The organism is Cupriavidus sp. PET2-C1 (genome assembly GCF_054515855.1).
The window spans coordinates 2340641-2365078 of the sequence record NZ_CM137259.1 but is presented as its reverse complement, the minus strand read 5'-3'; the positions used below and the strand labels follow the sequence as shown (position 1 = coordinate 2365078).

At 65.7% G+C, this 24438-nt stretch carries 21 protein-coding genes; 17 read left to right on the top strand and 4 right to left on the bottom strand.

Features of this window, described 5'->3' with window-relative positions; genetic code table 11:
- Nucleotides 1–4: 4 nt before the first annotated feature.
- Nucleotides 5–949: a LysR family transcriptional regulator gene (locus ACX12D_RS10710; RefSeq protein WP_459371115.1), complete on the bottom strand. Its 945-nt coding sequence runs from the start codon at nucleotides 947–949 to the stop codon at nucleotides 5–7.
- Between the two features lie 172 nt (nucleotides 950–1121).
- On the opposite strand from ACX12D_RS10710, the gene ACX12D_RS10705 reads away from it, so the two are divergent.
- Nucleotides 1122–2282 (top strand): hypothetical protein, encoded by a 1161-nt coding sequence (locus ACX12D_RS10705; protein WP_459371114.1) that lies wholly within the window; start codon nucleotides 1122–1124, stop codon nucleotides 2280–2282.
- A 137-nt stretch (nucleotides 2283–2419) separates the two neighbouring features.
- On the opposite strand, the gene ACX12D_RS10700 is transcribed toward ACX12D_RS10705, so the two are convergent.
- The 3 genes from ACX12D_RS10700 to map all read right to left on the bottom strand — a co-directional run bounded on the left by ACX12D_RS10700 (nucleotide 2420) and on the right by map (nucleotide 7804).
- Entirely contained in the window at nucleotides 2420–4309 is a 1890-nt protein-coding gene (locus ACX12D_RS10700; protein WP_459371113.1) for a pseudouridine synthase, read from the bottom strand.
- 23 nt (nucleotides 4310–4332) lie between these two features.
- Nucleotides 4333–6918 (bottom strand): [protein-PII] uridylyltransferase, encoded by a 2586-nt coding sequence (locus tag ACX12D_RS10695; RefSeq protein WP_459373994.1) that lies wholly within the window; start codon nucleotides 6916–6918, stop codon nucleotides 4333–4335.
- A 67-nt stretch (nucleotides 6919–6985) separates the two neighbouring features.
- A complete protein-coding gene (gene map / locus ACX12D_RS10690; RefSeq protein ID WP_459371112.1) occupies nucleotides 6986–7804 on the bottom strand; it encodes a type I methionyl aminopeptidase in 819 nt (272 codons plus the stop codon).
- 399 nt (nucleotides 7805–8203) lie between these two features.
- Here map and rpsB point away from each other — a divergent pair, with 399 nt between their 5' ends.
- The 16 genes from rpsB to ACX12D_RS10610 all read left to right on the top strand — a co-directional run bounded on the left by rpsB (nucleotide 8204) and on the right by ACX12D_RS10610 (nucleotide 24424).
- Nucleotides 8204–8947: a 30S ribosomal protein S2 gene (gene rpsB / locus ACX12D_RS10685; protein WP_043346950.1), complete on the top strand. Its 744-nt coding sequence runs from the start codon at nucleotides 8204–8206 to the stop codon at nucleotides 8945–8947.
- 264 nt (nucleotides 8948–9211) lie between these two features.
- Nucleotides 9212–10090 (top strand): translation elongation factor Ts, encoded by an 879-nt coding sequence (gene tsf, locus ACX12D_RS10680; RefSeq protein ID WP_006163113.1) that lies wholly within the window; start codon nucleotides 9212–9214, stop codon nucleotides 10088–10090.
- Nucleotides 10091–10415: 325 nt separating this feature from the next.
- Nucleotides 10416–11126 (top strand): UMP kinase, encoded by a 711-nt coding sequence (gene pyrH / locus ACX12D_RS10675; protein ID WP_043346948.1) that lies wholly within the window; start codon nucleotides 10416–10418, stop codon nucleotides 11124–11126.
- A 120-nt stretch (nucleotides 11127–11246) separates the two neighbouring features.
- Nucleotides 11247–11807, top strand: a complete 561-nt coding sequence (gene frr / locus ACX12D_RS10670; RefSeq protein WP_043346946.1) for a ribosome recycling factor — start codon at nucleotides 11247–11249, stop codon at nucleotides 11805–11807.
- Nucleotides 11808–11860: 53 nt separating this feature from the next.
- Nucleotides 11861–12634, top strand: a complete 774-nt coding sequence (locus tag ACX12D_RS10665; RefSeq protein WP_174425188.1) for an isoprenyl transferase — start codon at nucleotides 11861–11863, stop codon at nucleotides 12632–12634.
- Between the two features lie 38 nt (nucleotides 12635–12672).
- Nucleotides 12673–13494 (top strand): phosphatidate cytidylyltransferase, encoded by an 822-nt coding sequence (locus ACX12D_RS10660; protein ID WP_459371111.1) that lies wholly within the window; start codon nucleotides 12673–12675, stop codon nucleotides 13492–13494.
- 11 nt (nucleotides 13495–13505) lie between these two features.
- Nucleotides 13506–14684, top strand: a complete 1179-nt coding sequence (gene ispC, locus ACX12D_RS10655; RefSeq protein ID WP_459371110.1) for a 1-deoxy-D-xylulose-5-phosphate reductoisomerase — start codon at nucleotides 13506–13508, stop codon at nucleotides 14682–14684.
- Nucleotides 14685–14822: 138 nt separating this feature from the next.
- Nucleotides 14823–16214 (top strand): RIP metalloprotease RseP, encoded by a 1392-nt coding sequence (gene rseP, locus ACX12D_RS10650; protein WP_459371109.1) that lies wholly within the window; start codon nucleotides 14823–14825, stop codon nucleotides 16212–16214.
- 98 nt (nucleotides 16215–16312) lie between these two features.
- Complete coding sequence (gene bamA / locus ACX12D_RS10645; protein WP_459371107.1) at nucleotides 16313–18646, top strand: outer membrane protein assembly factor BamA; 2334 nt, start codon at nucleotides 16313–16315, stop codon at nucleotides 18644–18646.
- A gap of 36 nt (nucleotides 18647–18682) precedes the next feature.
- Entirely contained in the window at nucleotides 18683–19210 is a 528-nt protein-coding gene (locus ACX12D_RS10640) for an OmpH/Skp family outer membrane protein (RefSeq protein WP_150983488.1), read from the top strand.
- A 34-nt stretch (nucleotides 19211–19244) separates the two neighbouring features.
- Nucleotides 19245–20351, top strand: a complete 1107-nt coding sequence (gene lpxD, locus ACX12D_RS10635; RefSeq protein ID WP_174425183.1) for a UDP-3-O-(3-hydroxymyristoyl)glucosamine N-acyltransferase — start codon at nucleotides 19245–19247, stop codon at nucleotides 20349–20351.
- A complete protein-coding gene (gene fabZ, locus ACX12D_RS10630; RefSeq protein ID WP_043346934.1) occupies nucleotides 20348–20797 on the top strand; it encodes a 3-hydroxyacyl-ACP dehydratase FabZ in 450 nt (149 codons plus the stop codon). The genes lpxD and fabZ overlap by 4 nt, the downstream gene beginning before the upstream one ends.
- A 114-nt stretch (nucleotides 20798–20911) precedes the next feature.
- Entirely contained in the window at nucleotides 20912–21715 is an 804-nt protein-coding gene (lpxA, locus tag ACX12D_RS10625) for an acyl-ACP--UDP-N-acetylglucosamine O-acyltransferase (protein WP_459371106.1), read from the top strand.
- Between the two features lie 14 nt (nucleotides 21716–21729).
- Nucleotides 21730–22935 (top strand): lipid-A-disaccharide synthase, encoded by a 1206-nt coding sequence (lpxB, locus tag ACX12D_RS10620; RefSeq protein WP_459371105.1) that lies wholly within the window; start codon nucleotides 21730–21732, stop codon nucleotides 22933–22935.
- Nucleotides 22935–23645 (top strand): ribonuclease HII, encoded by a 711-nt coding sequence (rnhB, locus tag ACX12D_RS10615; protein WP_441630353.1) that lies wholly within the window; start codon nucleotides 22935–22937, stop codon nucleotides 23643–23645. The genes lpxB and rnhB overlap by 1 nt, the downstream gene beginning before the upstream one ends.
- Nucleotides 23642–24424, top strand: a complete 783-nt coding sequence (locus ACX12D_RS10610; protein ID WP_183031204.1) for a TrmH family RNA methyltransferase — start codon at nucleotides 23642–23644, stop codon at nucleotides 24422–24424. Before rnhB ends, ACX12D_RS10610 begins: the two co-directional genes overlap by 4 nt.
- Nucleotides 24425–24438 lie beyond the last annotated feature (14 nt).

The window sequence follows — 24438 nt, the reverse complement described above, 5'->3', positions numbered from 1 at the left end:
CTGATCAGCGATTGCCCTGGCGGCGATGGCGTGCCGCGATGCGGTGGGTCAGGGCGACCAGCGCCGCGCAGGCGGGATTGTCGTCGCGCTCCCGGTACGCCAGGGTCAGCGGCGCGCGCAGCTGGTCGGCTTCTTCCATGCGGCGATAGGCCACGCCGTGCGGATTGAGCCCGGCCATCGAGGCTGGCACCACGGTTACGCCGGCGCCGGCGGCTACCAGGTTCAAGTTGCTCAGCATGCGCTCGACTTCCGCGCCCACGCGCGGCGTGAAGCCCAGCCGCTCGCACACCTTCAGCAGATCGCCATACATGCCCGGCGCGCCCGGGCGCCGCACCAGGATGAAGGCATCGTCTGCCAGCGCGCGCAGCGAGATGGCTTCCTGGGCCGCTGCGTGGGCCGGCGCGCCGCGCTTGCGCAAAAGCGGATGGTCCAGCGGCAGCGCGATCACCATTTCCTCTTCCAGCAGCAACTCGAAACGCAGGCCTTCGGGGCGCCCCACCGGCGCGCGCAGCAGTGCGACATCGATCGTGCCTGCGGTGAGTTGCTCGATGACCTCGGCGGCGTTGTTCTCGCTGAGCTTGAGCGCGATGCCGGGAAAGCGGCGGCGGCAGGCGCGCAGGACCTCGGGCGTCAGCCTATGCGCGGCTGCCGAGCTGGTGAATCCGACCGATAGCATGCCTTCTTCGCCGCGTGCCATGCGGCGCATGCGCTGGCGCGTCTGGTCCAGGCGCGCGAAGATGTCCAGCGCGTCAGTGCGCAGCGCGTGTCCGGCGGCGGTGAGCGCCACACCGCGCGGCTGGCGCTCGAACAGCATCACGCCCAGCTCCGCCTCGAGCGCCTTCAACTGTTGCGACAGCGGAGGCTGCTGGATGCCGAGCTGCTCGGCGGCGCGCGTGATGTGGCCGGTTTCGGCTACCGCGAGAAAGTAACGAAGGTGTCTCAGTTCCATGGTGTCTTTCCGGGCCGGGCGCCGCAGCAAGCATATCTTTTCGATATGTATTTCCACTGTGGCATATATTTTACATCGAGGTCGCGGCGGCCTAGGATGGTGCGGCCTTACGAACGAAAATACGGGCGCGCGTGCCAGGCGGCGCGCCGCATCGAGCACCGGGAGACAGGATATGAAGACACTTTGCCTTGCGCGCTGCGCATCGATCGCCTCGATCGCACTAGTTGCGCTAGCCGCGGCGGCCCAATCTGGCTGCGCCGCCCCAGGCGCGGACAGTGCCGCGAGCGCGAAGCAGGCTGCACCGGCGCCCGGCACGGCGCAGCAAGCTGCAGCGCCCCAATGGCAGCGGGTCAGGCTCGGCACGGGCGCGAGCGCCTACGAATTTCCGGTCTATGCCAACCATCCGCTGGACGCAGACCTGCGCGCTATCCGCGAGGTGATCTTCGTCCAGCACGGGCTGCAGCGTAACGGCGACGACTACTTCGCAGCCGGCGCGGCACTGCTCAAGCAAACCGGGCGCAATCCCGACGAGGTGCTGCTCATCGCGCCGAACTTCCCCGGCACGCCGGATGCGGCCAAGGGCAAGCATTTCGACGGCATGCCGATATGGAGCGTGCAGGGCTGGATGAGCGGGGAGGATGCGGTCAACCCGCCGTTCTCGGTCAGCTCGCTGCAGGTGCTGGACGACCTCGTCGGCATGGTGACCAACAAGGCCCGCTTTCCCGCGGTGACCCGCGTGACCGTGGCCGGCCATTCGGGTGGCGCGCAACTGGTGCATCGCTATGCGGTGCTGAACAATGTCGACGAGCGTATCCGCACGGGCGGCATCGATCTGCGCTACGTGGTGGCGAATCCTTCGTCGTATCTGTATTTCACGCCGGAGCGCCCACGCGGAACGCGCTTTGCGCCCTATGACACGGCCATTTGCGCGGACTATGACAAATACCGCTACGGCATGCGCGACATGGTGCCCTATGCGCGCGGCGCGAGCGGCGATGCGCTGTTCCGCCGCTATCTCCAGCGCCAGGTGACCTACCTCGTGGGCTCGGAAGATAACGACCCCAACCACCGCGTGCTCGACAAGGCCTGCGGCGCCGAGGCCGAAGGCCCGACCCGGCTGGAGCGCGCGCGTGGCTACCTGCGCTACGCGCGGTACCTTGCCACGCCGATGGGCAGCCAGCTTCCGCCGGTGCGCCACCAGGCGTTCGAGGTGGTTGGTGTCGGGCACAACCAGCACCGGATGCTTGGCTCGCAATGCGGCGCCAAGGCGGTGTTCGGGCTGGCGGAGACGGCCAATGCGGACGGCGCGGCTTGCCGTGCGCCGCAGCTGTGAAGCGATTGGCGCAGGGCAGGGCGCGCGCTTGAGGCATGGCTTGAGACATTGGGCATGCTACGAGCCGGTGGGTACGCGGCTCGGCAGATGCGCGCTGGTGGCCATGGCGGCCGCCAGCTTGCCTTTTTGCCTGGCGCTCAGAACTTCTCGAAGGCGCCGAGGAAGCGCCACTGGCCCACCGGCAGGTCGCCCAGCACGATACGGCCCATGCGCACGCGCTTCAGGCCCACGACCCGCAGGCCAACCTGCTCGCACATGCGGCGGATCTGGCGTTTCTTGCCCTCGCGCAGGACGAAGCGCAATTGCTCCTCGTTCTGCCAGCTCACCTTGGCCGGCTTGAGCGCTTCGCCATCCAGCGACAGGCCGTGGCGCAGCTTCTCGATCAGTTCCACCGGGAACACGTGCGAGATGTCGCGCTCGACCAGGCCTTCCGGCGAATCCCAGCTCACCCGCACCAGGTATTCCTTCTCGACGGTCGAGTCCTCGCCGATCAGGTGGCGCGCAACGCGGCCGTCCTGGGTCAGCACCAGCAGGCCGGTGGAGTCGATGTCGAGCCGGCCGGCAGGCGCCAGGCTCTTGCGCTGCCACGGGGCAAAGCGCTTGCGGGTGGGGTCCAGCTCCCACTGGTTTTCCGGCGCGAACAGCACGGCGGCGGGCTCGTAGCCATCTTCGGCCTGGCCCGACACGTAACCGACCGGCTTGTGCAGCAGCACGGTCACGCGTTCGCCTTGCTCGGAGCGTGCGGCCTGGTGGATCTCGATATTGGCGTCCGGGCTGATGCGCGAGCCCAGTTCGGTAACGGGCTGCCCGTCGACCAATACCCAGCCGCGCGGAATCCATTCATCGGCTTCGCGGCGCGAGCACAGGCCAAGTTCCGACATCCGCTTGGACAGGCGCACCAGGCCATCGGAGCTAGGCTGGGGCGCGTTCTGCACGGGGGCGGCACGTTCCGTACGCTCCGCGCGGGCGCCGCCCTGGTAGTCGCGTTGGCCGGCATCGCCGGAGCGGCGCGGACGGTCATTGTCGCCAGCGTGAGCGGGACGGCGAGGGCGGTCGTCGCCCTGGCCCGCAAAGCGGCGCGGCCGGTCCTGGCCTTCGCCGGGGCTGAAGCGGCGCGGACGATCGTTGCCTTCGCCCGGGCCGAAATTGCGCGGACGATCATTGCCTTCACCGGCAAAGCGGCGGGGCCGATCCTGGCCTTCGCCTGGGGCGAAACGACGCGGACGGTCATTGCCTTCGCCAGCAAAGCGGCGAGGCCGATCCTGGCCTTCACCCGGGGTGAAACGGCGCGGCCGGTCCTGGCCTTCGCCGGAGCCAAAGTTGCGCGGGCGGTCGTTGCTGTCGCCGCCAAAGCGGCGGGGCCGATCCTGGCCTTCACCCGGGGTGAAACGGCGCGGCCGGTCCTGGCCTTCGCCGGAGCCAAAGTTGCGCGGGCGGTCGTTGCTGTCGCCGCCAAAGCGGCGGGGCCGATCCTGGCCTTCGCCCGGGGTAAAACGGCGCGGACGGTCCTGGCCTTCGCCGGAGCCAAAGTTGCGCGGGCGGTCGTTGCTGTCGCCGCCAAAGCGGCGGGGCCGATCCTGGCCTTCACCCGGGGTGAAACGGCGCGGCCGGTCCTGGCCTTCGCCCGGGCCAAAGCGGCGCGGCCGGTCTTGGCCTTCGCCCGGGCCAAAGCGGCGCGGCCGGTCTTGGCCTTCGCCGGAGCCGAAGTTGCGCGGGCGGTCGTTGCTGTCGCCGCCGAAGCGGCGGGGCCGATCCTGGCCTTCGCCCGGTCCAAAGCGGCGCGGCCGGTCCTGGCCGTCGCCCGTGCGCGGGCCGCGCGGCGGGCGCTGGCCAGCGTCTTCCGCTTTCTTGCGGCCACCGGCGCGTTCCTGTGCCTGCTTGATGCCGTCGACCACGGCGCGCACGCGTCCGCGGTTCAGGTCGGACACCCGCACCGGCCGGGTGGCGGCGGGTTTGCGGGCATTGCCCTCGGGCGCGGCGGTCTTGATGCCCAGCGTCTTGCGCTTGGGCGAATTGCTATCGGTCATATCTTCTATGTGGGGCGTCCGGCCTAGATGGCCAGCGCCGCCAGCAGGTCCTGTTCAAGCTGTAACTGCAGTTTGTTATCCGAGGCGAGGCGGCTGCCATCGACCAGGAAAACGTCTTCCACCCGCTCGCCGAGCGTATTGATGCGGGCGGTATGCACCGAGGTGCGATGTTTGGCCAGTACGCGGGAAATCGCGTACAGCAGGCCGGTGCGGTCGTTGGCCGACAAGGAAAGCAGGTAGTACTGGCCGCGTTCGTCGGGGCGCAGGTCCACGCGCGGCTTGATCGGGAAGCTGCGCGACTGGCGCGACAGCCGCCCCTGGGCGGGTTCCGGCAGCGTGCCTTGCTGCTGCAGGCGCTCGGCCAGTTCGTGCTCCACCAGCGCGATGATGTCGCGGTAGTTGCCGCTGGCATCGCTGCGGATGCCCGGGTCGGTCACCTGGAACGTATCCAGCGCATAGCCGTGGCGCGTAGTGTGGATCTTGGCTTCCTGGATGGAGAAGCTCTTGCGCTCGAAATAGCCGCAGATGCGCGCGAACACGTCGGGCTGGTCCTTGACGTAGACCGCCACCTGCAGGCCTTCGCCCGCGGGCGACAGGCGCGCCTTGACCACCGGCACCGGGCTGTCCACCTTGTTGTACAGGTGCCGCGTGAGCCAGGCGATGTCGCGTGCGTCGTGGCGCAGGAAGAAGGCCACGTCGAGCTGGGCCCACAATGGCTTGCCCAGTTCCGGGTCGAACGCCTTGAGCCGCAGTTGCGCGACGGTGTCGTCCTTGCGCTGCGCCCACAGCGAGTGCGGGTCCACGCGCGCGCCGCCCAGCACGCGCAGCGTGATGCGGTAGAGGTCTTCCAGCAGCTTGCCCTTCCACGCGTTCCACACCTTGGGGCTGGTGCCGCGGATATCGGCCACGGTCAGCAGGTAGAGCGCGGTCAGGTAGCGTTCGGTGCCGACCACGCGGGCGAAGGCGTGGACCACGTCCGCATCGGTCAGGTCTTGCTTTTGCGCGACATGGCTCATGGTCAGGTGATGCTCGACCAGCCAGGCGATCAGATCGGTATCTTCGCGCTCGATACCGTGCTGCTTGCAAAAGCGCCGCGCATCCGCCGTGCCGAGCTTGGAGTGATCGCCGCCGCGGCCCTTGGCGATGTCGTGGAACAGCGCCGCCACCCACAGCACCCAGGGGCGGTCGAAGGTGGCCATCAGCTGGCTGCAGAAGGGGAATTCGTGCGTGTGCTCGACGATGGCGAAGCGGCGCATGTTGCGCACCACCATCAGGATGTGCTGGTCCACCGTGTAGACGTGGAACAGGTCGTGCTGCATCTGCCCGACGATGCGGCGGAAGTTGATCAGGTAGCGGCCCAGCACGCTGGTCTGGTTCATCAGGCGCAGCGCGTGGGTGATGCCCTGCGGCTCTTGCACGATGGCGAGGAACAGGCGGCGGTTCACCGGATCGTTGCGCCAGCTCGCGTCCATCACCGTGCGGGCGTTGTACAGGCCGCGCAGCGTGCGTGGCGACAAGCCCTTGACGCCCGGCGTGCGCTCGTACACCAGGAAGGTCTCCAGGATGGCGTGGGGCTCACGCTCGTAGAGATCGTCGCTGGTGATCTCGAGCATGCCCTGGCGTTCCACGAAGCGCTCGTTGATGACGCGCGTCACCTTGGATTCGCTCGGGAACAGCATGGCCTCGATATTGAGCAGCAGCACGATATTGAGCTGCGTGACCGCCTTGGCTGCCCAGTAGTAGCGGCGCATCAGCTGCTCGCTGGCGCGCTTGTTGTTGTTCTGGCGGTAGCCGAAGGCCTCGGCCAGCGCGGTCTGCAGGTCGAACACCAGCACGTCCTGGCGGCGCCCGGCCACCAGGTGCAGGCGCGCGCGGATGGTCTTGAGCAGGCGCTCGTTGCGGGCGAGTTCCTGCGCTTCGCGCTCGCTCAGCAGCCCGCGCTCGAACAGTTCCTTCCAGCTGTCGCCCAGCCCGGCGGCCTTGGTCATCCACAGGATCACCTGCAGGTCGCGCAGGCCGCCGGGGCTTTCCTTGCTGTTGGGCTCGAGCGAGTAGGGCGTGTCCTGGTACTTGGCGTGGCGCTGGCGCATTTCCAGCAGCTTGGCCTGGAAGAAGGCGCGCGGGTCCAGGTCGGCCTGGTAGCGCGTCTGCAGCTCGGCAAACAGCTTGCGGTTGCCGGTAAGCAGGCGCGCTTCCAGCAAGGACGTCTGGATGGTCACGTCCTGGCGCGATTCGCGGATGCAGTCGTCCACGGTGCGCACGGCGGAGCCGATTTCAAGGCCCAGGTCCCAGCACAGGCCAATGAACTTCTCCAGCCTGCAGGTGGTGTCCTCGTCGGGTTCCGCGGGCAGCAGCAGCAGCACATCCACGTCGGAAAACGGGAACAGCTCGCCGCGCCCATAGCCGCCCACCGCCACCAGCGCGCTGTCGTCCGGCAGGCCCAGGCCGCGCCAGGCTTCGACCAGCGCGGCATCGACCGCGCGCCGCAGGCGCGTCAGCAGGTGCCCGACATGGCCGTGCGCGTTGAAGTCCGCGAACACGGCTTGCTTGTCGGCTTTCAGCTGATCGCGAACACGGGTGGCGAGGATGATTTCCGGCGTGGCGTCCATGGCTAGGGCTTGGGGCATCGAAGGGACGGCTGAAACAAGAAGGGCGCCAACTTTGGCGCCCGTAGCGTCAGGCTGCAACAGAATCAGTGATGAACGACGGCGGCGCCTGCGTGCCCGCGGAGACGGTAAGCACGTCGTAGCCGGTCTCGGTCACCAGGATGGTGTGCTCCCACTGCGCGGACAGGCTGCGGTCACGCGTCTTGACGGTCCAGTGGTCGGGCATGGTGCGGATATCGCGCTTGCCAGCGTTGACCATCGGCTCGATCGTGAAGATCATGCCGGCCTGGATTTCCATGCCGGTGCCGGGGCGGCCGTAGTGCAGGATCTGCGGGTCCTCGTGGAAGTTCTTGCCGATGCCATGGCCGCAGTACTCGCGCACCACGGTGTAGCCCGCCGCTTCCGCATGGACCTGGATCACATGGCCGATATCGCCGAGGCGGGCGCCGGGGCGCACCTGGGCAATGCCCTTCCACATGCATTCGAAGGTGATCTGCGCCAGGCGCTTGGCCAGGATCGAGCCCTCACCGGCAATGAACATGCGGCTGGTGTCGCCGTAGTAGCCTTCCTTGGTGATCACGGTGATGTCGAGGTTCACCGCGTCGCCGGACTTCAGCACGCGTTCGCCCGGGATGCCATGGCAAATCACGTCGTTGACCGACGTGCAGATGGCGCCGGGGAAGGGGGGGTAGCCGGGCGGCGCATAATTCAGGGGCGCGGGTACCGTGCCCTGCACATCGCGCATATAGGCGTGGCACAGCCGGTCGAGTTCGCCGGTGGTGACCCCCGGCTTGACGAAGGGCGTGATGTAGTCGAGGACCTCGGAGGCCAGCCGGCAGGCCACCCGCATTTGGGCGATATCGTCGGCGTTCTTGATATGGATGCTCATGCTGCTCGCAAAAGTGGCGGCGAAGCCACGGGCTGCGCCTCAAATTGAATCTGAAAGTGGGATTATCGCACCATCGGGCACCAACCGCAGCCGAAAACGGGCTTCGCCGGCGACGGGCGCCTGCTTTCCATGGCGAGTGGCCCCTTGAGCGAAGTCCAGTTTTGTTGCTACAATCTCTGGCTAGCCTTCTTGCGGCTACCTGGCAGGTCGATGTGACTTGCCGGCAGCGGCTCGCGGGCTGGGGCAGTCACTACTGTGCTGCGGTATTTGGCAGGCGCCTTGCGCCTATTAAATACAAAGTTTTTGAAATTGCTTGAAATTGCGAGTCCGTCCATCCGGGGTGTTCCTTTTCAGGAATGTCGGGGCGGACTTCAGACCTAACCCTTTTGGAGATTTTTCATGTCCGTTACCATGCGCGAAATGCTGGAAGCCGGTTGCCACTTCGGCCACCAAACCCGCTTCTGGAACCCCAAGATGGCTCCGTACATCTTCGGCCATCGCAACAAGATCCATATTATCAACCTCGAAAAGACGTTGCCGATGTTCCAGGACGCGCTGAAGTACGTGCGTCAGCTGGCAGCAAACCGCGGCACCGTGCTGTTCGTGGGCACCAAGCGTCAATCGCGCGAAATCCTGGCTGAAGAAGCAGGCCGCGCCGGCATGCCTTACGTCGATGCCCGCTGGCTCGGCGGCATGATGACCAACTTCAAGACCGTCAAGATCTCGATCAAGCGCCTGAAGGACATGGAAGCCGCCAAGGAAGCTGGCGCGCTGGAAACCATGAGCAAGAAGGAAGCGCTGATGTTCGAGCGCGAAATGGACAAGCTGCAAAAGTCCATCGGCGGCATCAAGGACATGGGCGGCGTGCCTGACGCCATCTTCGTGGTCGACGTCGGCTACCACAAGATTGCCGTCACCGAAGCCAAGAAGCTGGGCGTGCCCGTCATCGGTGTGGTCGATACCAACCACTCGCCGGAAGGCATCGACTACGTGATCCCGGGCAACGACGACTCGAGCAAGGCAGTTGCCCTGTACGTGCGCGGCGTGGCCGACGCGATCCTGGAAGGCCGTGCAAACGCCGTGCAGGACGTGGTTGAAGCCGCACGCGGCGGCGACGATTTCGTCGAAGTCGAAGAAGCCTAAGGCTTGCTGCCGAGAGGACCCCGTACCGCGCGCATCGCAAGCTGACACATCATCGCTAGCCAACCGGCCCCTGGGCCGGGGTGCTGCGCGCAGCCGGGGGCTTTCCGGCAACCGAGGGGGCGAATCTTACGCCCCCTTTTTTCGAATTGTTGTCATCCGCCCCTGGCATGATCTGGCGCGGGTGAAGTTGAACTTACCTCCGATCCCGGATCGCGCCACATCGACGGCGGGGTAGGGCGGGGCGAACCATTCAAGGAGTGACAAATGGCGGCAATTACCGCAAGCATGGTGGCAGAACTGCGCGCGAAGACCGACGCGCCGATGATGGAATGCAAGAAGGCCCTGACCGAGGCCGAAGGCAACCTGGAAAAGGCTGAAGAGCTGCTGCGCGTCAAGCTGGGCAACAAGGCCAGCAAGGCCGCTTCGCGCGTGACCGCCGAAGGCGTGGTCGTGTCCTTCATCGAAGGTACCACCGGCGCGCTGGTGGAACTGAACTGCGAAACCGACTTCGTGTCGAAGAACGATGACTTCATGGCGTTCTCGAACAAGGTCGCCGAACTGGTCGCCAAGCAGAACCCGGCCGACGTGGCTGCGCTGTCGGCGCTGGAAATCGACGGCGTGACCGTGGAAGCCACCCGTACCGCCCTGATCGGCAAGATCGGCGAAAACCTGGCGATCCGCCGCTTTGCCCGCTACGCCAATGGCGGCAAGCTGGCTGCTTACCTGCACGGCACCCGCATCGGCGTGATGGTCGAGTTCGACGGCGACGAAACCGCCGCCAAGGACGTGGCCATGCACGTTGCCGCGATGAAGCCGGTGTCGCTGTCGTCCGCCGACGTGCCCGCCGACCTGATCGCCAAGGAACGCAGCATCGCCGAGCAAAAGGCTGCCGAATCGGGCAAGCCGGCCGAAATCGTCGCCAAGATGGTCGACGGCTCGGTGCAGAAGTACCTGAAGGAAGTGTCGCTGTTCAACCAGACCTTCGTGAAGAACGACAAGCAGACCGTCGAGCAGATGCTCAAGGCCGCCAACACCACGGTCAAGGGTTTCACCCTGTACGTGGTCGGTGAAGGCATCGAGAAGAAGCAGGACGACTTCGCCGCTGAAGTGGCCGCCCAGGTGGCAGCTGCCCAAAAGGCCTGAAGTCCTGGCGGCCAGGGTGCCCGGTAGGGTGCCCTACCGGTCGCCGTATAATGCCGAGGGGCACCGCAAGGTGCCCCTCGGCACAAATGACCGCGCCGCGCTTACCCGTGCGGCGCGGGCTTGGTAGCCCGTTTCCGCAGTCGTCTGACCAGCCGTGCTTCAGGGGCGCTTTGTACGCGAGTTTTCGTGTGCTATTGCGCTGTTGCCGTGCCGGAACCAGGCCACCGCGAAAACCGGCTTTTATAGCGGCGGCACGCCGATCCGTGCCGCCTGCCTTCAAATTTGCGGCTCAACAGAACGAGCCGAACCAGCTCCGGGGATCAATATGCCAGCCTATAAGCGCGTCCTACTGAAATTGTCCGGCGAAGCCCTGATGGGCGATGATGCCTTCGGCATCAACCGCTCCACCATCGAAAGCATGGTCAATGACATCGCCGAGATCGTAAGGCTGGGCGTCCAGGTCGCGGTGGTGATTGGCGGCGGCAATATTTTCCGCGGCGTGGCCGGCGGGGCAGCGGGCATGGACCGCGCCACGGCCGACTACATGGGCATGCTGGCCACCATGATGAATGCGCTGGCCCTGCAGGACGCCATGCGCCACGCCGACATCGTGGGCCGCGTGCAGTCGGCCCTGCGCATGGACCAAGTGGTCGAGCCTTACATCCGCCCGCGCGCCATCCGCCAGCTGGAGGAGGGCAAGGTGGTGATCTTCGCCGCCGGCACCGGCAACCCGTTCTTCACCACCGATACCGCGGCGGCCCTGCGCGGCGCGGAAATCGGTGCGGAGATCGTGCTCAAGGCGACCAAGGTGGACGGCGTCTATACTGCCGACCCCAAGAAGGACCCCAGCGCCACGCGTTACACCACGATCTCCTTTGATGAGGCGATCTCGCGCAACCTGCAGGTGATGGATGCTACGGCATTCGCCCTGTGCCGCGACCAGAAGCTGCCGATCAAGGTGTTCTCCATCGTCAAGCCGGGCGCGCTCAAACGTGTGATCCTGGGCGAAGACGAAGGTACGCTGGTGCATGTATAAGTGCTGCACCAGGCGCTGGCACGCTGCCGCCGAAGGTGGCGCGCGTGCTGGCAAAGAGTAGAATGATTCATTTTCGATCCCGCCGTCCGGGATCATGATTACCCGTTTTCGGAGGTAAAGATGAGCGTCGCCGACACCAAGAAGAGCGTCGAGCAGAAAATGCAAAAGACCATTGAAGCGTTCAAGGCCGACCTGGCCAAGATTCGCACTGGTCGTGCACACACCGGTCTGCTCGACCACGTGCAAGTGGATTACTACGGCTCCCCCGTGCCGATCAGCCAGGTGGCCAACGTCGGCCTGGCCGATTCGCGCACCATCAGCGTGCAGCCTTGGGAAAAGAAGATGGTCAGCGCCATCGAGAAGGCCATCCGCGACGCGGACCTGGGCCTGAACCCGTCGACCATGGGCGAGACCATCCGCGTGCCCATGCCCATGCTGACCGAAGAGCGCCGCAAGGAACTCGCCAAGGTCGTCAAGGGCGAGGCCGAGGGCGCCAAGATTGCCGTGCGCAACCTGCGCCGGGATGCCAACGAGCAGTTCAAGAAGCTGGTCAAGGACAAAGCCATTTCCGAGGACGACGAGCGCCGCGGCCAGGACGATGTCCAGAAGCTGACCGACAAGTTCGTTGCCGAGATCGACAGGATGGTCGCCGAGAAGGACAAGGAGATCATGACGGTGTGACGCATGATGCGGCGGCTTGCCAGCCGCCGCTGTGTCCGGTACCGTTTCCCATCATGCATCACATCAGTTCCACGCTCAGCGTCCCCGACTCTACCTATGTGCCCCGCCACGTCGCCATCATCATGGATGGCAACGGCCGCTGGGCGACCCAGCGGCACTTGCCACGCGTAGCCGGCCACAGCCGTGGCCTGGATGCCGTCCGGGCCGTGGTGGAGGCCTGTGCCGCGCGTGGCGTGCAGTACCTGACCCTGTTCGCGTTCAGTTCCGAGAACTGGCGCCGCCCGGCGGACGAAGTCTCGTTCCTGATGCGGCTGTTCATGACCGCGCTGCGCCGTGAGGTGATCAAGATGCACGCCAACAACATCCGCGTGCGGGTGGTTGGCGACCTGAGCCGCTTCAGCCCGCGGATCCAGCAGCTGATCGCCGACGCCGAGGCCCGCACGGACGGCAACACCGGCCTGACGGTGACCATCGCCGCCAATTACGGCGGCCGCTGGGACCTGCTCCAGGCCATGCGCAAGATGCTGGCGCGCTCGCCCATGCTCGATCCGGAATCCGTGGACGAATCCGTGCTCGCGCCGCACCTGGCCATGGCCTACGCGCCGGAGCCGGACCTGTTCATCCGCACTGGCGGCGAGCAGCGCATCAGCAATTTCCTGCTGTGGCAGCTGGCTTACTCCGAGCTCTATTTCACCGACGTGTTCTGGCCGGATTTCAGCGCGGCGGAGCTTGACAAGGCGTTTGCCTCGTACCGGCAGCGCGAGCGCCGCTTCGGCCGTACCAGCGCGCAAGTGGTCGCGCCACCCGGCCTTTCCGGCACCGCCTGAAGCCCGTTTTCCATTTTTTCACCGGAATCCCGCAGCGCATGCTTCTTACCCGTGTCATCACCGCCGTATGCCTGTTGCTGCTGATCCTGCCGATCCTGTTTCTGGCACCTCCGTCGGCGCTGGCCGGCCTGGTGGCGGTGATCGTCATCCTGGCAGGCTGGGAATTCGGCCGCCTGATCGGGCTGCGCGGCTTCTGGCCCTATGTCTACGCGGTGGCCTGCCTGGTCGCCCTGATCGGCTGGCATGACGCCGCCGACCGCCAGGCGCTGACGCGCCTGCTGCAGATCGGCGTGGCCTGCTGGGGTGTCGCCGTGGTGCTGCTGGCGCGCGGCGTACGCCAGGCGAGCCCGTCCTTTACCTTGCTGGGCGCCATTCTCGGCCTGTTCATGCTGCCCGCGTTCGGCCACGCCACCTTGATCCTGCGCGAGCTGGGCATCGGGGTGCTGCTGTCGGTAGCGGTGCTGGTCTGGGCGGCCGATATCGGCGCCTATTTCGTCGGCAAGGCCATCGGGCGGCGCAAGCTGGCCCCCACCATCAGCCCGGGCAAGTCCTGGGAAGGCGCCATCGGCGGCTGGCTGGTGGTGCTGCTGATCGCACTCGGGCTGGCCGCTACCCAAGCTTTTTCCCCGACCTGGTTCTCTCGTATGGCCGACCATAACGGCCTGGCCGTCGTGGCGCTGCTGTCGACCCTGCTGGTGGTTGCCAGCGTGGTCGGCGATCTCTTCGAGTCGTTGCTCAAGCGCCAGGTTGGCATGAAAGACAGCAGCCGGCTGTTGCCCGGCCATGGCGGCGTGCTCGACCGGATCGATGCGCTGTTGCCCGTGTTTCCGCTGGCCGCCTTGCTGGCCATCTATCTTTGAGTTGATCTGATATGCGTCGTATTACCGTCCTGGGTGCCACCGGCTCGATCGGGGAAAGTACGCTTGATGTGGTCAAGCGCCACCCCGAGCGCTATGCCGTCCATGCGCTGACGGCGCACCGGCAGGTCGACAAGCTGGCGGCGCAGTGCCGCGAGTTCCGCCCGGCGCACGCCGTGGTAGGCACCGCCCAGGCCGCAAGCGAGCTGCAGGCGCTGCTGCGTGCCGACGGCATCAAAACCGAGGTGGGCTATGGCGAAGCGGCCCTGGAAGCGGTGGCGGTCGATCCCGCGGCCGATTCGGTGATGGCCGCCATCGTCGGCGCCGCCGGGTTGCGTCCCACGCTGGCCGCGGCGCGGGCGGGCAAGCGCGTGCTGCTGGCCAACAAGGAAGCGCTGGTGATGTCGGGCCGGCTCTTCATGGATGCCGTGCGCGAGCACGGCGCCACGCTGCTGCCGATCGACAGCGAGCACAATGCCATTTTCCAGTGCCTGCCGGCGGACGATCCGCGCCTGAGCGCGGGCGTCTCCAAGATCCTGCTGACGGCTTCCGGCGGCCCGTTCCGGACTCGGGACCCGGCCACCTTGCACGATATCTCGCCGGACGAGGCCTGTGCCCACCCGAACTGGGTGATGGGCCGCAAGATCTCGGTCGACTCCGCCACCATGATGAACAAGGGGCTGGAGGTGATCGAGGCGCACTGGCTGTTCGCCGCGCCGGCGGACCGCATCGAGGTGCTGATCCACCCGCAGAGCATCGTGCATTCGATGGTGTCCTACGCGGACGGCTCGGTGCTGGCCCAGCTCGGCAACCCGGACATGCGTACGCCGATCGCCTATGGGCTCGCCTATCCCGAACGCATGCACGCGGGCGTTTCCCCGCTGGACCTTACCCGTGCGGGCGCGCTGACCTTCGAAACCCCGGATCTGGCGCGTTTTCCCTGCCTGGGCCTGGCGTTCGACGCCTTGCGGGCGGGCGGGGTGGCCCCGGCCATCCTGAACGCCGCCAACGAGGTTGCCGTCGAGGCGTTCCTGCAAGGCCGGATCCGTTTTACCGACATCGCGCGCATCGTGGCGCAGGTGCTGGCGCAGGACTCGCCGGGCAGTGTCGACACGCTGGAAGGCGTGATGGACATCGACCAGGATGCGCGCCGCCGCGCCGGCGCCCTGCTGGAAAGCGCGCGTTCGTGCTGACGCCGGTGGCGGCGCGGCCGGGATCGGCGACAATAGCGGCGCACCGGCCCATGCCGGCGCACCGGTTGCCGGGTCTCGTGCCCGGCGTCTACTTTGTGCCATCGGGGCATTCCGGCCCCTGACGACAAGCTGCCTGCCATGCAAACCGTAATTGCTTTCGTCGCCGCCCTTTGCATCCTGATCTATTTCCATGAAATGGGTCATTACCTGGCCGCGCGCCTGTGCGGGGTCAAGGTGCTGCGCTTCTCGATCGGCTTCGGGCGGCCGCTGGTGCGCTGGGTGTCCAAGGGGCGGGACCGCACCGAGTGGACCATCGCCGCGATTCCGCTCGGCGGCTACGTCAAGATGCTCGATGAGCGGGAGAGCGATCCGGGCCATGATGCGCCGGTCGATCCCGCGGACCTGCCACGCGCCTTCAACCGGCAACCGGTGGCCAAGCGCTTCGCGATCGTGGCAGCCGGGCCGCTGGCCAACTTTGCCCTGGCCATCGTGCTGTATTTCGTGCTGTTTGCCGGCGGCATGCGCGAGGCCGCGCCCATCGTCGCGGCGCCGCCTGCCGGCACCCCCGCGGCGGCGGCGGGCTTGCGCGAGGGCGACCGCGTGCTGGCGCTGCAGGCCAACGGCGAGACCGAGCAGGTTCGTTCCTGGAACGACCTGCGCATGGCCGTGTTCGCCCAGGGCTTTGGCGACGCCAGCGCGGTGCTGCACGTGCGCGCCCCCGATGGCGCCGAGCGCGATGTGAAGCTGCCGCGGCTGCCGAATACCGGCGGCAATCCCGAGCAAGACCCGCTTGCCACGCTGGGGCTGGCCCTCAAGGGCGGGCCGGTGACGATCACCGAAGTCCTGCCGGACTCCGCCGCGCAACGCGCCGGCCTGCGTCAGGGCGATCGCGTGGTGGCCTGGCAAGGACGCCCGCTGACCCAGGCTGGCGAACTGATCCGCGGGGTCAGGGCGCAGCCCGGCGCCGAGGTCACGCTTGGCATCGAGCGGGAGGGCCGGCGCCTGGATGTGCCCGTGAAGCTCGATACGGTTGCCGCGGCGCAGGGCGCCAGCGCGGCAGCCGGCGCCACCGGCAAGCTGGGCGCCGCGCTGAGCCAGGCGGTCGAGATGGAAACCGTGCGCTACCAGCCGGTCGAGGCGCTTAGCCGTGCGGTCGGGCAGGTCTGGAGCACCAGCGCGCTCTCGCTCAAGCTGCTCGGAAAGATGCTGGTGGGGCAGGCTTCGCTGCAGAACCTGAGTGGCCCGCTGACCGTGGCGGACTACGCGGGGCGCGCCGCCCACCTCGGCTGGCAGCCCTTTGTCGGCTTCCTGGCGTTGGTCAGTGTTAGCCTCGGTGTATTGAATTTGTTACCTATTCCGGTATTGGATGGGGGGCATTTGCTGTATTATTGCGTTGAATTTTTGACTGGCAGGCCCGTACCAGACCACTGGCAGGCTGTGCTGCAGAAGGTCGGCATCGCCTGCGTCTTGCTCCTGACTTCGCTCGCCTTGTTCAACGATGTCAGCCGGCTGTTCTTAGCGCGCGGCTAGACATAGGTTGCCGGCTGCGGCGTGCGGGTGTCACTGACACCCCGCGCCGGATGCCGAGCCAAGGCGCAGCCCCGTGAAGCATCGGAGCCCAATCCTGCATGGAATCAAAGAGGGGATCAAGATTGATCAGACATAAGCGCATCTCGCTGGGCGTGCTGGCGAGTGCCATCATCGCGGCCTGGACCCCAGTGAGTTGGGCCGCGGAGCCATTCGTCGTCAAGGACATTCGTGTCGAAGGCCTGCAGCGGGTCGAGCCGGGTACGGTGTTCGGCTACCTGCCGGTCAAGGTCGGCGAAACCTTCAGCGACGACAAGGGCGCGGACGCCATTCGTGCCCTGTATAACACCGGGTTCTTCAAGGACGTCCAGATCCGTTCCGAGGACGGCGTGCTGGTGGTCCAGGTGGAAGAACGTCCCGCCATTTCCCAGCTCGAATTCGTCGGCATCAAGGAATTCGACAAGGACACCCTGCGCCGCTCGTTGCGCGCGGTGGGCGTGGCCGAGGCCCGGTACTACGACAAGGCCCTGATCGACAAGGCAGAGCAGGAGCTCAAGCGCCAGTACGTGGCGCGCGGCTACTATGCTGCCGACGTCCAGACCACGATCACCCCGGTCGACCGCAACCGCGTGTCGGTGGTGTTCAATGTCGACGAAGGTCCGGTGGCCAAGATCCGCCAGATCAATATCGTCGGCAACAAGGCCTTCAAGGAAAGCACGCTGCGCGATGAAATGCAGCTGTCGACCCCGAACTGGCTGTCCTGGTACACCAAGAACGACCTGTATTCCAAGCAAAAGCTCACCGCCGACCTGGAAGCACTGCGTTCGTACTATCTGAACCGCGGCTACCTCGAGTTCTCCATCGAATCGACACAGGTGTCGATCACGCCGGACAAGAAAGACATCTTCCTGACGCTGAACATCAAGGAAGGCGACCAGTACAAGGTGTCGGACATCCGTCTGGCGGGCGAACTGCTCGGCAAGCAGGCCGAGATGGAAAAACTGCTCAAGCTGCAGAAGGGCGAGGTCTTCTCGTCCGAGAAGCTGACCCAGAGCACCAAGGCCATTACCGACCTGCTGGGCACCTACGGCTACGCGTTCACCACCATCAACCCGCAGCCGCAGATCGACAAGGAAAAGCGTGAAGTCGCGCTGACCCTGATGGTCGATCCGGGCCGTCGCGTCTACGTGCGCCGCGTCAACGTGGTGGGCAACAGCAAGACGCGCGACGAAGTCGTGCGCCGCGAAATGCGCCAGATGGAAAGCTCGTGGTTCGACAGCGAAAAGCTGACGCAATCGCAGGCCCGTATCAACCGTACCGGCTACTTCACCGACACCAACATCACCACCGAGGACGTGCCGGGCGCGCCCGACCAGGTCGATGTGAACGTCAACGTGACCGAGAAGCCGACCGGGCAGATCAGCCTGGGCCTAGGCTTCTCCTCCACGGACAAGCTGGTGCTGCAAGCCGGCCTGCGCCAGGACAACGTGTTCGGGTCGGGTACCAGCCTGGGCCTGGACGTGAACACGGCGAAGTCCTTCCGTACCATTTCGCTGACGCAGTACGATCCGTACTTCACGGTGGACGGCATCAGCCGCTCGACCGATATCTACTACCGTACGTCGCGGCCGCTGTACTACACCGGCGACCAGGACTACAAGATCGTATCGGAAGGCGGCAACGTCAAGTTCGGCGTGCCGTTTACGGAAACCGATACCGTGTTCTTCGGTATCGGCTACGAGCGCACCCAGGTGACCATCTCGCCGAACACGCCGATCCAGTACGGCCAGTGGCTGAACAAGATCGGCAAGTCGAGCGGCGATCCGATCAACAACTTCCCGTTCACGATCGGCTGGGCCCGTGACCGTCGCGACAGCGCGCTGGTCCCGACCAAGGGACCCTACACGCAGGTCAACCTTGAAGTGGGCGTGCCCGGCGGCGATACGCAGTACTATCGCGCCAGTGCCCAGCAGCAGTATTTCTATCCGCTGTCCAAGGCCTTCACGCTGGCCTTCAACGGTGAAGTGGCTTACGGTCACGGCTATGGCAACACGCCGTTCCCGGTGTTCAAGAACTTCTACGCCGGTGGTATCGGTTCGGTTCGCGGCTACCAGACCAGCACGCTGGGCAAGAAGGACCAGAACGGCAACCCGATTGGCGGCGCCTCCAAGATGATCGGCAACGTCGAATTCATCTTCCCGCTGCCGGGCTCGGGCGTGGACCGGACCCTGCGCCTGTTCACCTTCTTCGACTTTGGTAACGTGTACGAGGAAGGGGCCCCGATACTGTTCAGCCAGCTCAAGTATTCGACGGGCCTGGGCATGTCCTGGCTGTCGCCGATCGGCCCGCTCAAGATCAGCGTGGGCTTCCCGCTGAAGAAGGACGAGACCGACAAGGTACAGCGCTTCCAGTTCCAGATCGGTACTGCGTTCTGATCGGGCATAGAAGATAGAAGATTGAGGAACGGATTCATGAAAACAACATTTCCACTGATCAAAAGCCTCACGGCGGCTGCGCTGACGGTTGGCGCGCTGCTGGCAGCCGCGCCCGCCATGGCACAGGAAGCGCGCATCGCCGCGGTCAATTCCGAGCGTATCCTGCGTGATTCGGTGCCTGCCAAGCAGGCCCAGGTCAAGCTGGAGCAGGAGTTCTCCAAGCGTGACCGCGAGTTGCAGGACATGGCCCAGAAGATCAAGGGCATGGCCGACAAGCTCGACAAGGACACCGCCGTGCTGGCCGATGCCGACCGCCAGCGCCGTCAACGCGAAGTGGCCGATCTCGATCGCGAATTCCAGCGCAAGCAACGTGAATTCCGCGAGGACCTGAACCAGCGCCGCAACGAGGAACTGGCCCAGGTGCTCGAGCGCGCCAACCGCGTGATCCGCCAGCTTGCGGAGCAGCGCAAGTACGACCTGATCGTGCAAGAGGCCGTGTATGTCAATCCTCGCATCGACATTACCGACGATGTGATGAAAGCGTTGAATGCCGGCAGCAAGTAAGCTGCCAGTTTTCGCCGTCCAAGGAAGTACTGCCATGCAAACACCCACACTGGGTCAGCTCGCCACCGATACCGGCGCGCAGGTTGTGGGTGATCCCGACCTCGCCGTGCGCGGCCTCGCGCCGCTCGACCAGGCCGGTCCCGACCAGCTCTCGTTTCTCTCGAATCCCCTGTACCTGCCGCAGGCGCTGGCCTCTGGCGCCGGCGCCGTGATCGTGTCGGCGGCCGACCTGGAGCGCATTCGCGCCGAAGGGCAGGCCGACGGCCGCAACTGGCTGGTGGCACGCAATCCTTACGTGTGCTTTGCGCGTATCGCGCAGGGGTTCGATCGCCGCGCCAATACCGACCACCGTACCGGCATCGACCCGCGCGCCAGCGTGGCGCCCGATGCCGTGGTGCCGGCGTCCTGCTTCATCGGCCCCAACGTGGTGATCGAGAGCGGGGCCCGGCTCGGCGAGCGGGTGCGCATCCTGGCCAACGGCTTTGTCGGCGCCGGGGCGCAGATCGGCGATGACACGCTGATCTACGCCAATGTCTCGGTCTACCACCAATGCGTGGTGGGTATGAGATGCATACTGCACAGCGGTGTGGTGCTGGGTGCGGATGGCTTCGGCTTTGCCCCGGACATCGGCCCGGCTGGCGTCGAATACGTCAAGATTCCCCAGACCGGCCGCGCCGTGCTGGGCAATGACGTCGAGGTCGGCGCCAATACCGCGATCGACCGCGGCGCCATGGCCGACACGGTCATCGAGGACGGCTGCAAGCTCGACAACCAGGTACAGATCGCGCATAACGTGCGGGTGGGCGCGCATACTGTGATCGCGGGATGCGCGGCGATTGCCGGCAGTACCAAGGTCGGGCGCTTCTGCGTGATCGGGGGTTCGGCCAACTTTGCCGGCCACCTGAACATTGCCGACCGCACCACGGTATCCGGTGGCACTTCGATCACTAAATCCATTTCCAAGCCCGGCGGGCATTTCACAAGCGTGTTCCCGGTCCAGCCGCATGGCGAGTGGGAACGCACTGCAGCCACCTTGCGAGGCCTGAGCAAATTGCGCGATCGCGTGATCCAGCTCGAGAAGCGCTTGCAAGGGCAGGACGCCGGCAAATCTATCCAGCATACCGAAGAGAAAAAATCATGAACGCCGTCGATATCGACATCCGCAAGATCCTCAAGCTGCTGCCGCATCGTTACCCGTTCCTGATGGTAGACCGCGTGCTTGAACTGGAGCCGCAAAAGCGTATCAAAACGCTGAAGAACGTCACCATGAACGAACCGTACTTCCAGGGCCATTTCCCGGGTCACCCCGTGATGCCGGGCGTGATGATCCTCGAAGCGCTGGCGCAGTCGGCCGGCTTGCTGACCTTCGGCGCCGACATGGAGCGCAAGGAAAACTCGCTGTATTACTTCGTCGGCATCGACGGCGCGCGCTTCAAGCAGGTCGTGACGCCGGGCGACCAGCTGCACATGACGGTATCCGTAGAACGCTATATCCGCGGCATCTGGAAGTTCAAGGCATTTGCCACCGTCGACGACAAGGTGGCTTGTGAAGCTGAGTTGATGTGCACCGTCAAACAAGCCGACTAAGAAACCTGCCTTCAGGGCTCCCTCAGGGCTACGTCCTGAAGGCAGGACTTGGACGTATTTGGCTCACTGTGTTGACCGTTCAATCTTTTCATCTCAGACCATAGGACAGGACGCATGACGCAAATCCATCCCAGCGCACTGGTTGACCCGAAGGCCGAGCTTGCAGCCGACGTGACCGTCGGGCCGTTTTCCATCGTGGGTCCGCACGTGCGCCTTGGCAGCGGTACCCAGGTGGGCGCGCATACCACCATCGAAGGGCATACCACTGTTGGCGCGGATAACCGCATCGGGCCTTACGCTTCGGTGGGCGGCACGCCGCAGGACATGAAGTACCGCAACGAGCCGACCCGGCTTGTGATCGGGGACCGCAATACCATTCGCGAATTCACCACCATCCACACCGGCACGGTGCAGGACCGGGGCGTGACCAGCATCGGCGACGACAACTGGATCATGGCCTACGTGCACATCGCGCACGATTGCCAGGTGGGCAACCACACGGTGTTCTCCAGCAACGCGCAGATCGCCGGCCACGTGCAGGTGGGCGACTGGGCCATTCTTGGCGGGATGAGCGGGGTGCACCAGTTCGTGCGCATCGGCGCGCACGCCATGCTGGGCGGCGCCTCGGCCCTGGTGCAGGACCTGCCGCCGTTCGTGATCGCCGCTGGCGACAAGGGCGGCAACAAGGCCACGCCGCACGGCATCAACGTGGAAGGCATGCGCCGCCGTGGTTTTGACGCCGCACAGATCGCGGCCCTGCGCCAGGCTTACAAGGTGCTGTACAAGTCCGACCTGAGCTTTGAAGCCGCCCGCAACGAGATCGCGCAACTCATTGCGCAGGCCGAAGGCACCGCCACGGCTCCGTTGCAGGATTTCCTCGACTTCATTGCCGCCACGCAGCGCGGCATTGTGCGCTGAAGCCGGATACAGCCATGGTCGAAGGTGTCCTACCGGCCATGGAGGCCACGCCGGTTGCGGCGGGCGCGGGCAATCGCGGCACCATTGCCATGGTGGCTGGCGAGAACTCTGGCGACCTGCTTGCCTCCCTGCTGATGGGTGGGCTCAAGGCCCGCCTCGGTGAAGTGAGCTACGCCGGCATTGGCGGCCCCCGCATGATGGCGCAGGGGTTCGAGTCGCAATGGCCGATGGACACCCTCTCGGTCAACGGCTACGTGGAGGTGCTGGGCTCGCTGCGCGAGATTCTCGCCACGCGCCGCGCCATCAAGGAAAAGCTGCTGGCGCAGCCGCCACTGTGCTTTATCGGCGTGGACGCGCCAGATTTCAACTTCGGGCTCGAAGTGCCGCTGCGCCGTGCCGGCATTCCGGTGGTGCACTTTGTCAGCCCATCGATCTGGGCCTGGCGCGGCGGGCGCATCCGCACCATCGCGCGCGCGGTCGACCACATCCTGTGCCTGTTCCCGTTCGAGCCGGAGATCTACGCCCGTGCCGGCATTCCCGCCACTTATGTGGGCCATCCGCTGGCCGACGTGATCCCGATGGTGCCGGACACGCAGGGTGCCCGCGAGAAGCTTGGCCTGCCAGCCGGGCCACGCGTGGTGGCCGTGCTGCCCGGTAGCCGGCAATCCGAGGTGCGCAACCTGGGCGCGACGTTCTTCGCGGCCATGGCGCGCATGCACAGCATGGACGGCAATCTCGCCTTTGTGCTGCCGATTGCCAGCGCGCCGCTGCGAGAGATCGTCGCGGGCCTGCACCAGCAGTATCCGCAGATCCCGCTGACCGTCATCGACGGGCAGTCTCACCTGGCCATGGAAGCCGCCGACGTGATCCTGCTGGCGAGCGGTACCGCCACGCTGGAGGCCGCGTTGTACAAGAAGCCCATGGTGATTTCGTACAAGGTGCCCTGGCTGACCGCGCAGATCATGAAGCGGCAGGGTTACCTGCCGTATGTGGGCTTGCCCAACATCCTGTCGGGGCGTTTTGTCGTGCCCGAATTGTTGCAGGATGACGCCACGCCCGAGGCATTGGCGCGCGAGACGCTGCTGCAGTTGAACGACGAAGGCAATACCGCGTTCCTGCGGGACCATTTCACCCAGATGCACCAGACGCTTAAACGCAATACCGCCGAGATCGCTTCGGCTGTGGTCGCCGACCTGATCCGGCAGCGGAGGGGCGTGTAATGGCGCGCCGACCCACAGCCACCGCCAAGGGCGATTCGGCCCAGCTCGGCTTTGACCTTGCCGGCACCGCCGCGCAGGTACGCCACTTGTGCGGCGTGGACGAAGCGGGCAGGGGCCCGCTGGCCGGCCCGGTCTATGCCGCCGCCGTGGTGCTGGATCCGGCTCGCCCGATCCAGGGCCTGGCGGACTCCAAGGTGCTGACCGCGCGCCGTCGCGAAGCGCTGTTCGACGAGATTCGCGAGCGCGCCCTGGGCTGGCATATCGCCCAGGCTTCGGTGGAAGAAATCGACACGATCAACATCCTGCATGCCACCATGCTGGCCATGCAGCGTGCCGTGCATGGCCTGGCCGATTCCGGCCTGGAGCCGGACCTGGTGCAGGTCGACGGCAACCGCTGCCCGCAGGTGCGCTTTGCGGTCGAGGCCATCGTCAAAGGCGATGCCAAGGTGCAGGCCATCTCGGCGGCTTCCATCCTGGCCAAGGTGGCGCGCGACCGCGAGCTGCTGGTGCTGCACGCCACGTACCCACAGTACGGCTTCGATGCCCACGCCGGTTACGGCACGCCGCAGCACTTGGCCGCGCTTGCCGAATTCGGCGCCACGCCGCACCACCGGCGCTCATTCGCGCCCGTGCGCGAAGCCATCGCGATGGGGCGGATCGCGCCCGTGGCCGCCATCCCGGCGCCAGCACTCCCGGAGCCGCTACTGTGAAACACGTCACGTCGCGCGAAAACGCGCTGTTCAAGCACCTCAAGGCACTGACTGGTTCCACGCACGCGCGCCGCAAGGCAGGGCAGTCGGTGCTCGATGGCGTGCACCTGGCGCAAGCCTACCTGGATGCGCTGGGCCAGCCGGTGCAGTGCGTGGTGTCGGAGCGGCACTACGATCATGCCGAGGTGGCGCAGCTGCTCAGGCAGATCGAGCCCGAGCGCGTGGTCCTGCTGGCGGATGCCTTGTTCGATCTGATCGCCGGCGTGGTCAATGGCATCGACCTGATGCTGGTCATCGAAACGCCCTCCGGCCACCTGCCGTCGCATATCGACACCGATTGCATCATCCTGGACGGCGTCCAGGATGCCGGCAACGTCGGCTCTATCCTGCGCAGCGCCGCGGCCGCAGGCATCCAGCACGCCTTCCTCGTCACGGGCAGCGCCTTCGCCTGGTCCACCAAGACCCTGCGCGCCGCCATGGGCGCCAATTTTCACCTGAACATTGTCGAGCACTGCACGCTCGACATGCTGGCGCCGCGCCTGGCGGTGCCGCTGCTGGCCACGTCCTCGCACGCGCAGGCAGCCGTGTTCGACACCGACCTGCGCGCACCGGTAGGCTGGGTGGTCGGCAATGAAGGTGCGGGCGTGAGCCCGGAATGGATGGCCAAGGTCAGCCGCACGGTGGGCATTCCCCAGCCGGGCGGGCTGGAGTCGCTGAATGTGGCGGCCGCGACGGCGATCTGCCTGTTCGAGGCGGTGCGGCAGCGCCGCCCTGGCTAAGCCTGCCACCACTT

What these genes read in the sequence shown, in the direction of transcription:
- ACX12D_RS10710 (WP_459371115.1), bottom strand. Translation starts at nt 949, where the DNA reads ATGGAACTGAGACACCTTCGTTACTTTCTCGCGGTAGCCGAAACCGGC.
- ACX12D_RS10705 (WP_459371114.1), top strand. Translation starts at nt 1,122, where the DNA reads ATGAAGACACTTTGCCTTGCGCGCTGCGCATCGATCGCCTCGATCGCA.
- ACX12D_RS10700 (WP_459371113.1), bottom strand. Translation starts at nt 4,309, where the DNA reads ATGACCGATAGCAATTCGCCCAAGCGCAAGACGCTGGGCATCAAGACC.
- ACX12D_RS10695 (WP_459373994.1), bottom strand. Translation starts at nt 6,918, where the DNA reads ATGGACGCCACGCCGGAAATCATCCTCGCCACCCGTGTTCGCGATCAG.
- map (WP_459371112.1), bottom strand. Translation starts at nt 7,804, where the DNA reads ATGAGCATCCATATCAAGAACGCCGACGATATCGCCCAAATGCGGGTG.
- rpsB (WP_043346950.1), top strand. Translation starts at nt 8,204, where the DNA reads ATGTCCGTTACCATGCGCGAAATGCTGGAAGCCGGTTGCCACTTCGGC.
- tsf (WP_006163113.1), top strand. Translation starts at nt 9,212, where the DNA reads ATGGCGGCAATTACCGCAAGCATGGTGGCAGAACTGCGCGCGAAGACC.
- pyrH (WP_043346948.1), top strand. Translation starts at nt 10,416, where the DNA reads ATGCCAGCCTATAAGCGCGTCCTACTGAAATTGTCCGGCGAAGCCCTG.
- frr (WP_043346946.1), top strand. Translation starts at nt 11,247, where the DNA reads ATGAGCGTCGCCGACACCAAGAAGAGCGTCGAGCAGAAAATGCAAAAG.
- ACX12D_RS10665 (WP_174425188.1), top strand. Translation starts at nt 11,861, where the DNA reads ATGCATCACATCAGTTCCACGCTCAGCGTCCCCGACTCTACCTATGTG.
- ACX12D_RS10660 (WP_459371111.1), top strand. Translation starts at nt 12,673, where the DNA reads ATGCTTCTTACCCGTGTCATCACCGCCGTATGCCTGTTGCTGCTGATC.
- ispC (WP_459371110.1), top strand. Translation starts at nt 13,506, where the DNA reads ATGCGTCGTATTACCGTCCTGGGTGCCACCGGCTCGATCGGGGAAAGT.
- rseP (WP_459371109.1), top strand. Translation starts at nt 14,823, where the DNA reads ATGCAAACCGTAATTGCTTTCGTCGCCGCCCTTTGCATCCTGATCTAT.
- bamA (WP_459371107.1), top strand. Translation starts at nt 16,313, where the DNA reads ATGGAATCAAAGAGGGGATCAAGATTGATCAGACATAAGCGCATCTCG.
- ACX12D_RS10640 (WP_150983488.1), top strand. Translation starts at nt 18,683, where the DNA reads ATGAAAACAACATTTCCACTGATCAAAAGCCTCACGGCGGCTGCGCTG.
- lpxD (WP_174425183.1), top strand. Translation starts at nt 19,245, where the DNA reads ATGCAAACACCCACACTGGGTCAGCTCGCCACCGATACCGGCGCGCAG.
- fabZ (WP_043346934.1), top strand. Translation starts at nt 20,348, where the DNA reads ATGAACGCCGTCGATATCGACATCCGCAAGATCCTCAAGCTGCTGCCG.
- lpxA (WP_459371106.1), top strand. Translation starts at nt 20,912, where the DNA reads ATGACGCAAATCCATCCCAGCGCACTGGTTGACCCGAAGGCCGAGCTT.
- lpxB (WP_459371105.1), top strand. Translation starts at nt 21,730, where the DNA reads ATGGTCGAAGGTGTCCTACCGGCCATGGAGGCCACGCCGGTTGCGGCG.
- rnhB (WP_441630353.1), top strand. Translation starts at nt 22,935, where the DNA reads ATGGCGCGCCGACCCACAGCCACCGCCAAGGGCGATTCGGCCCAGCTC.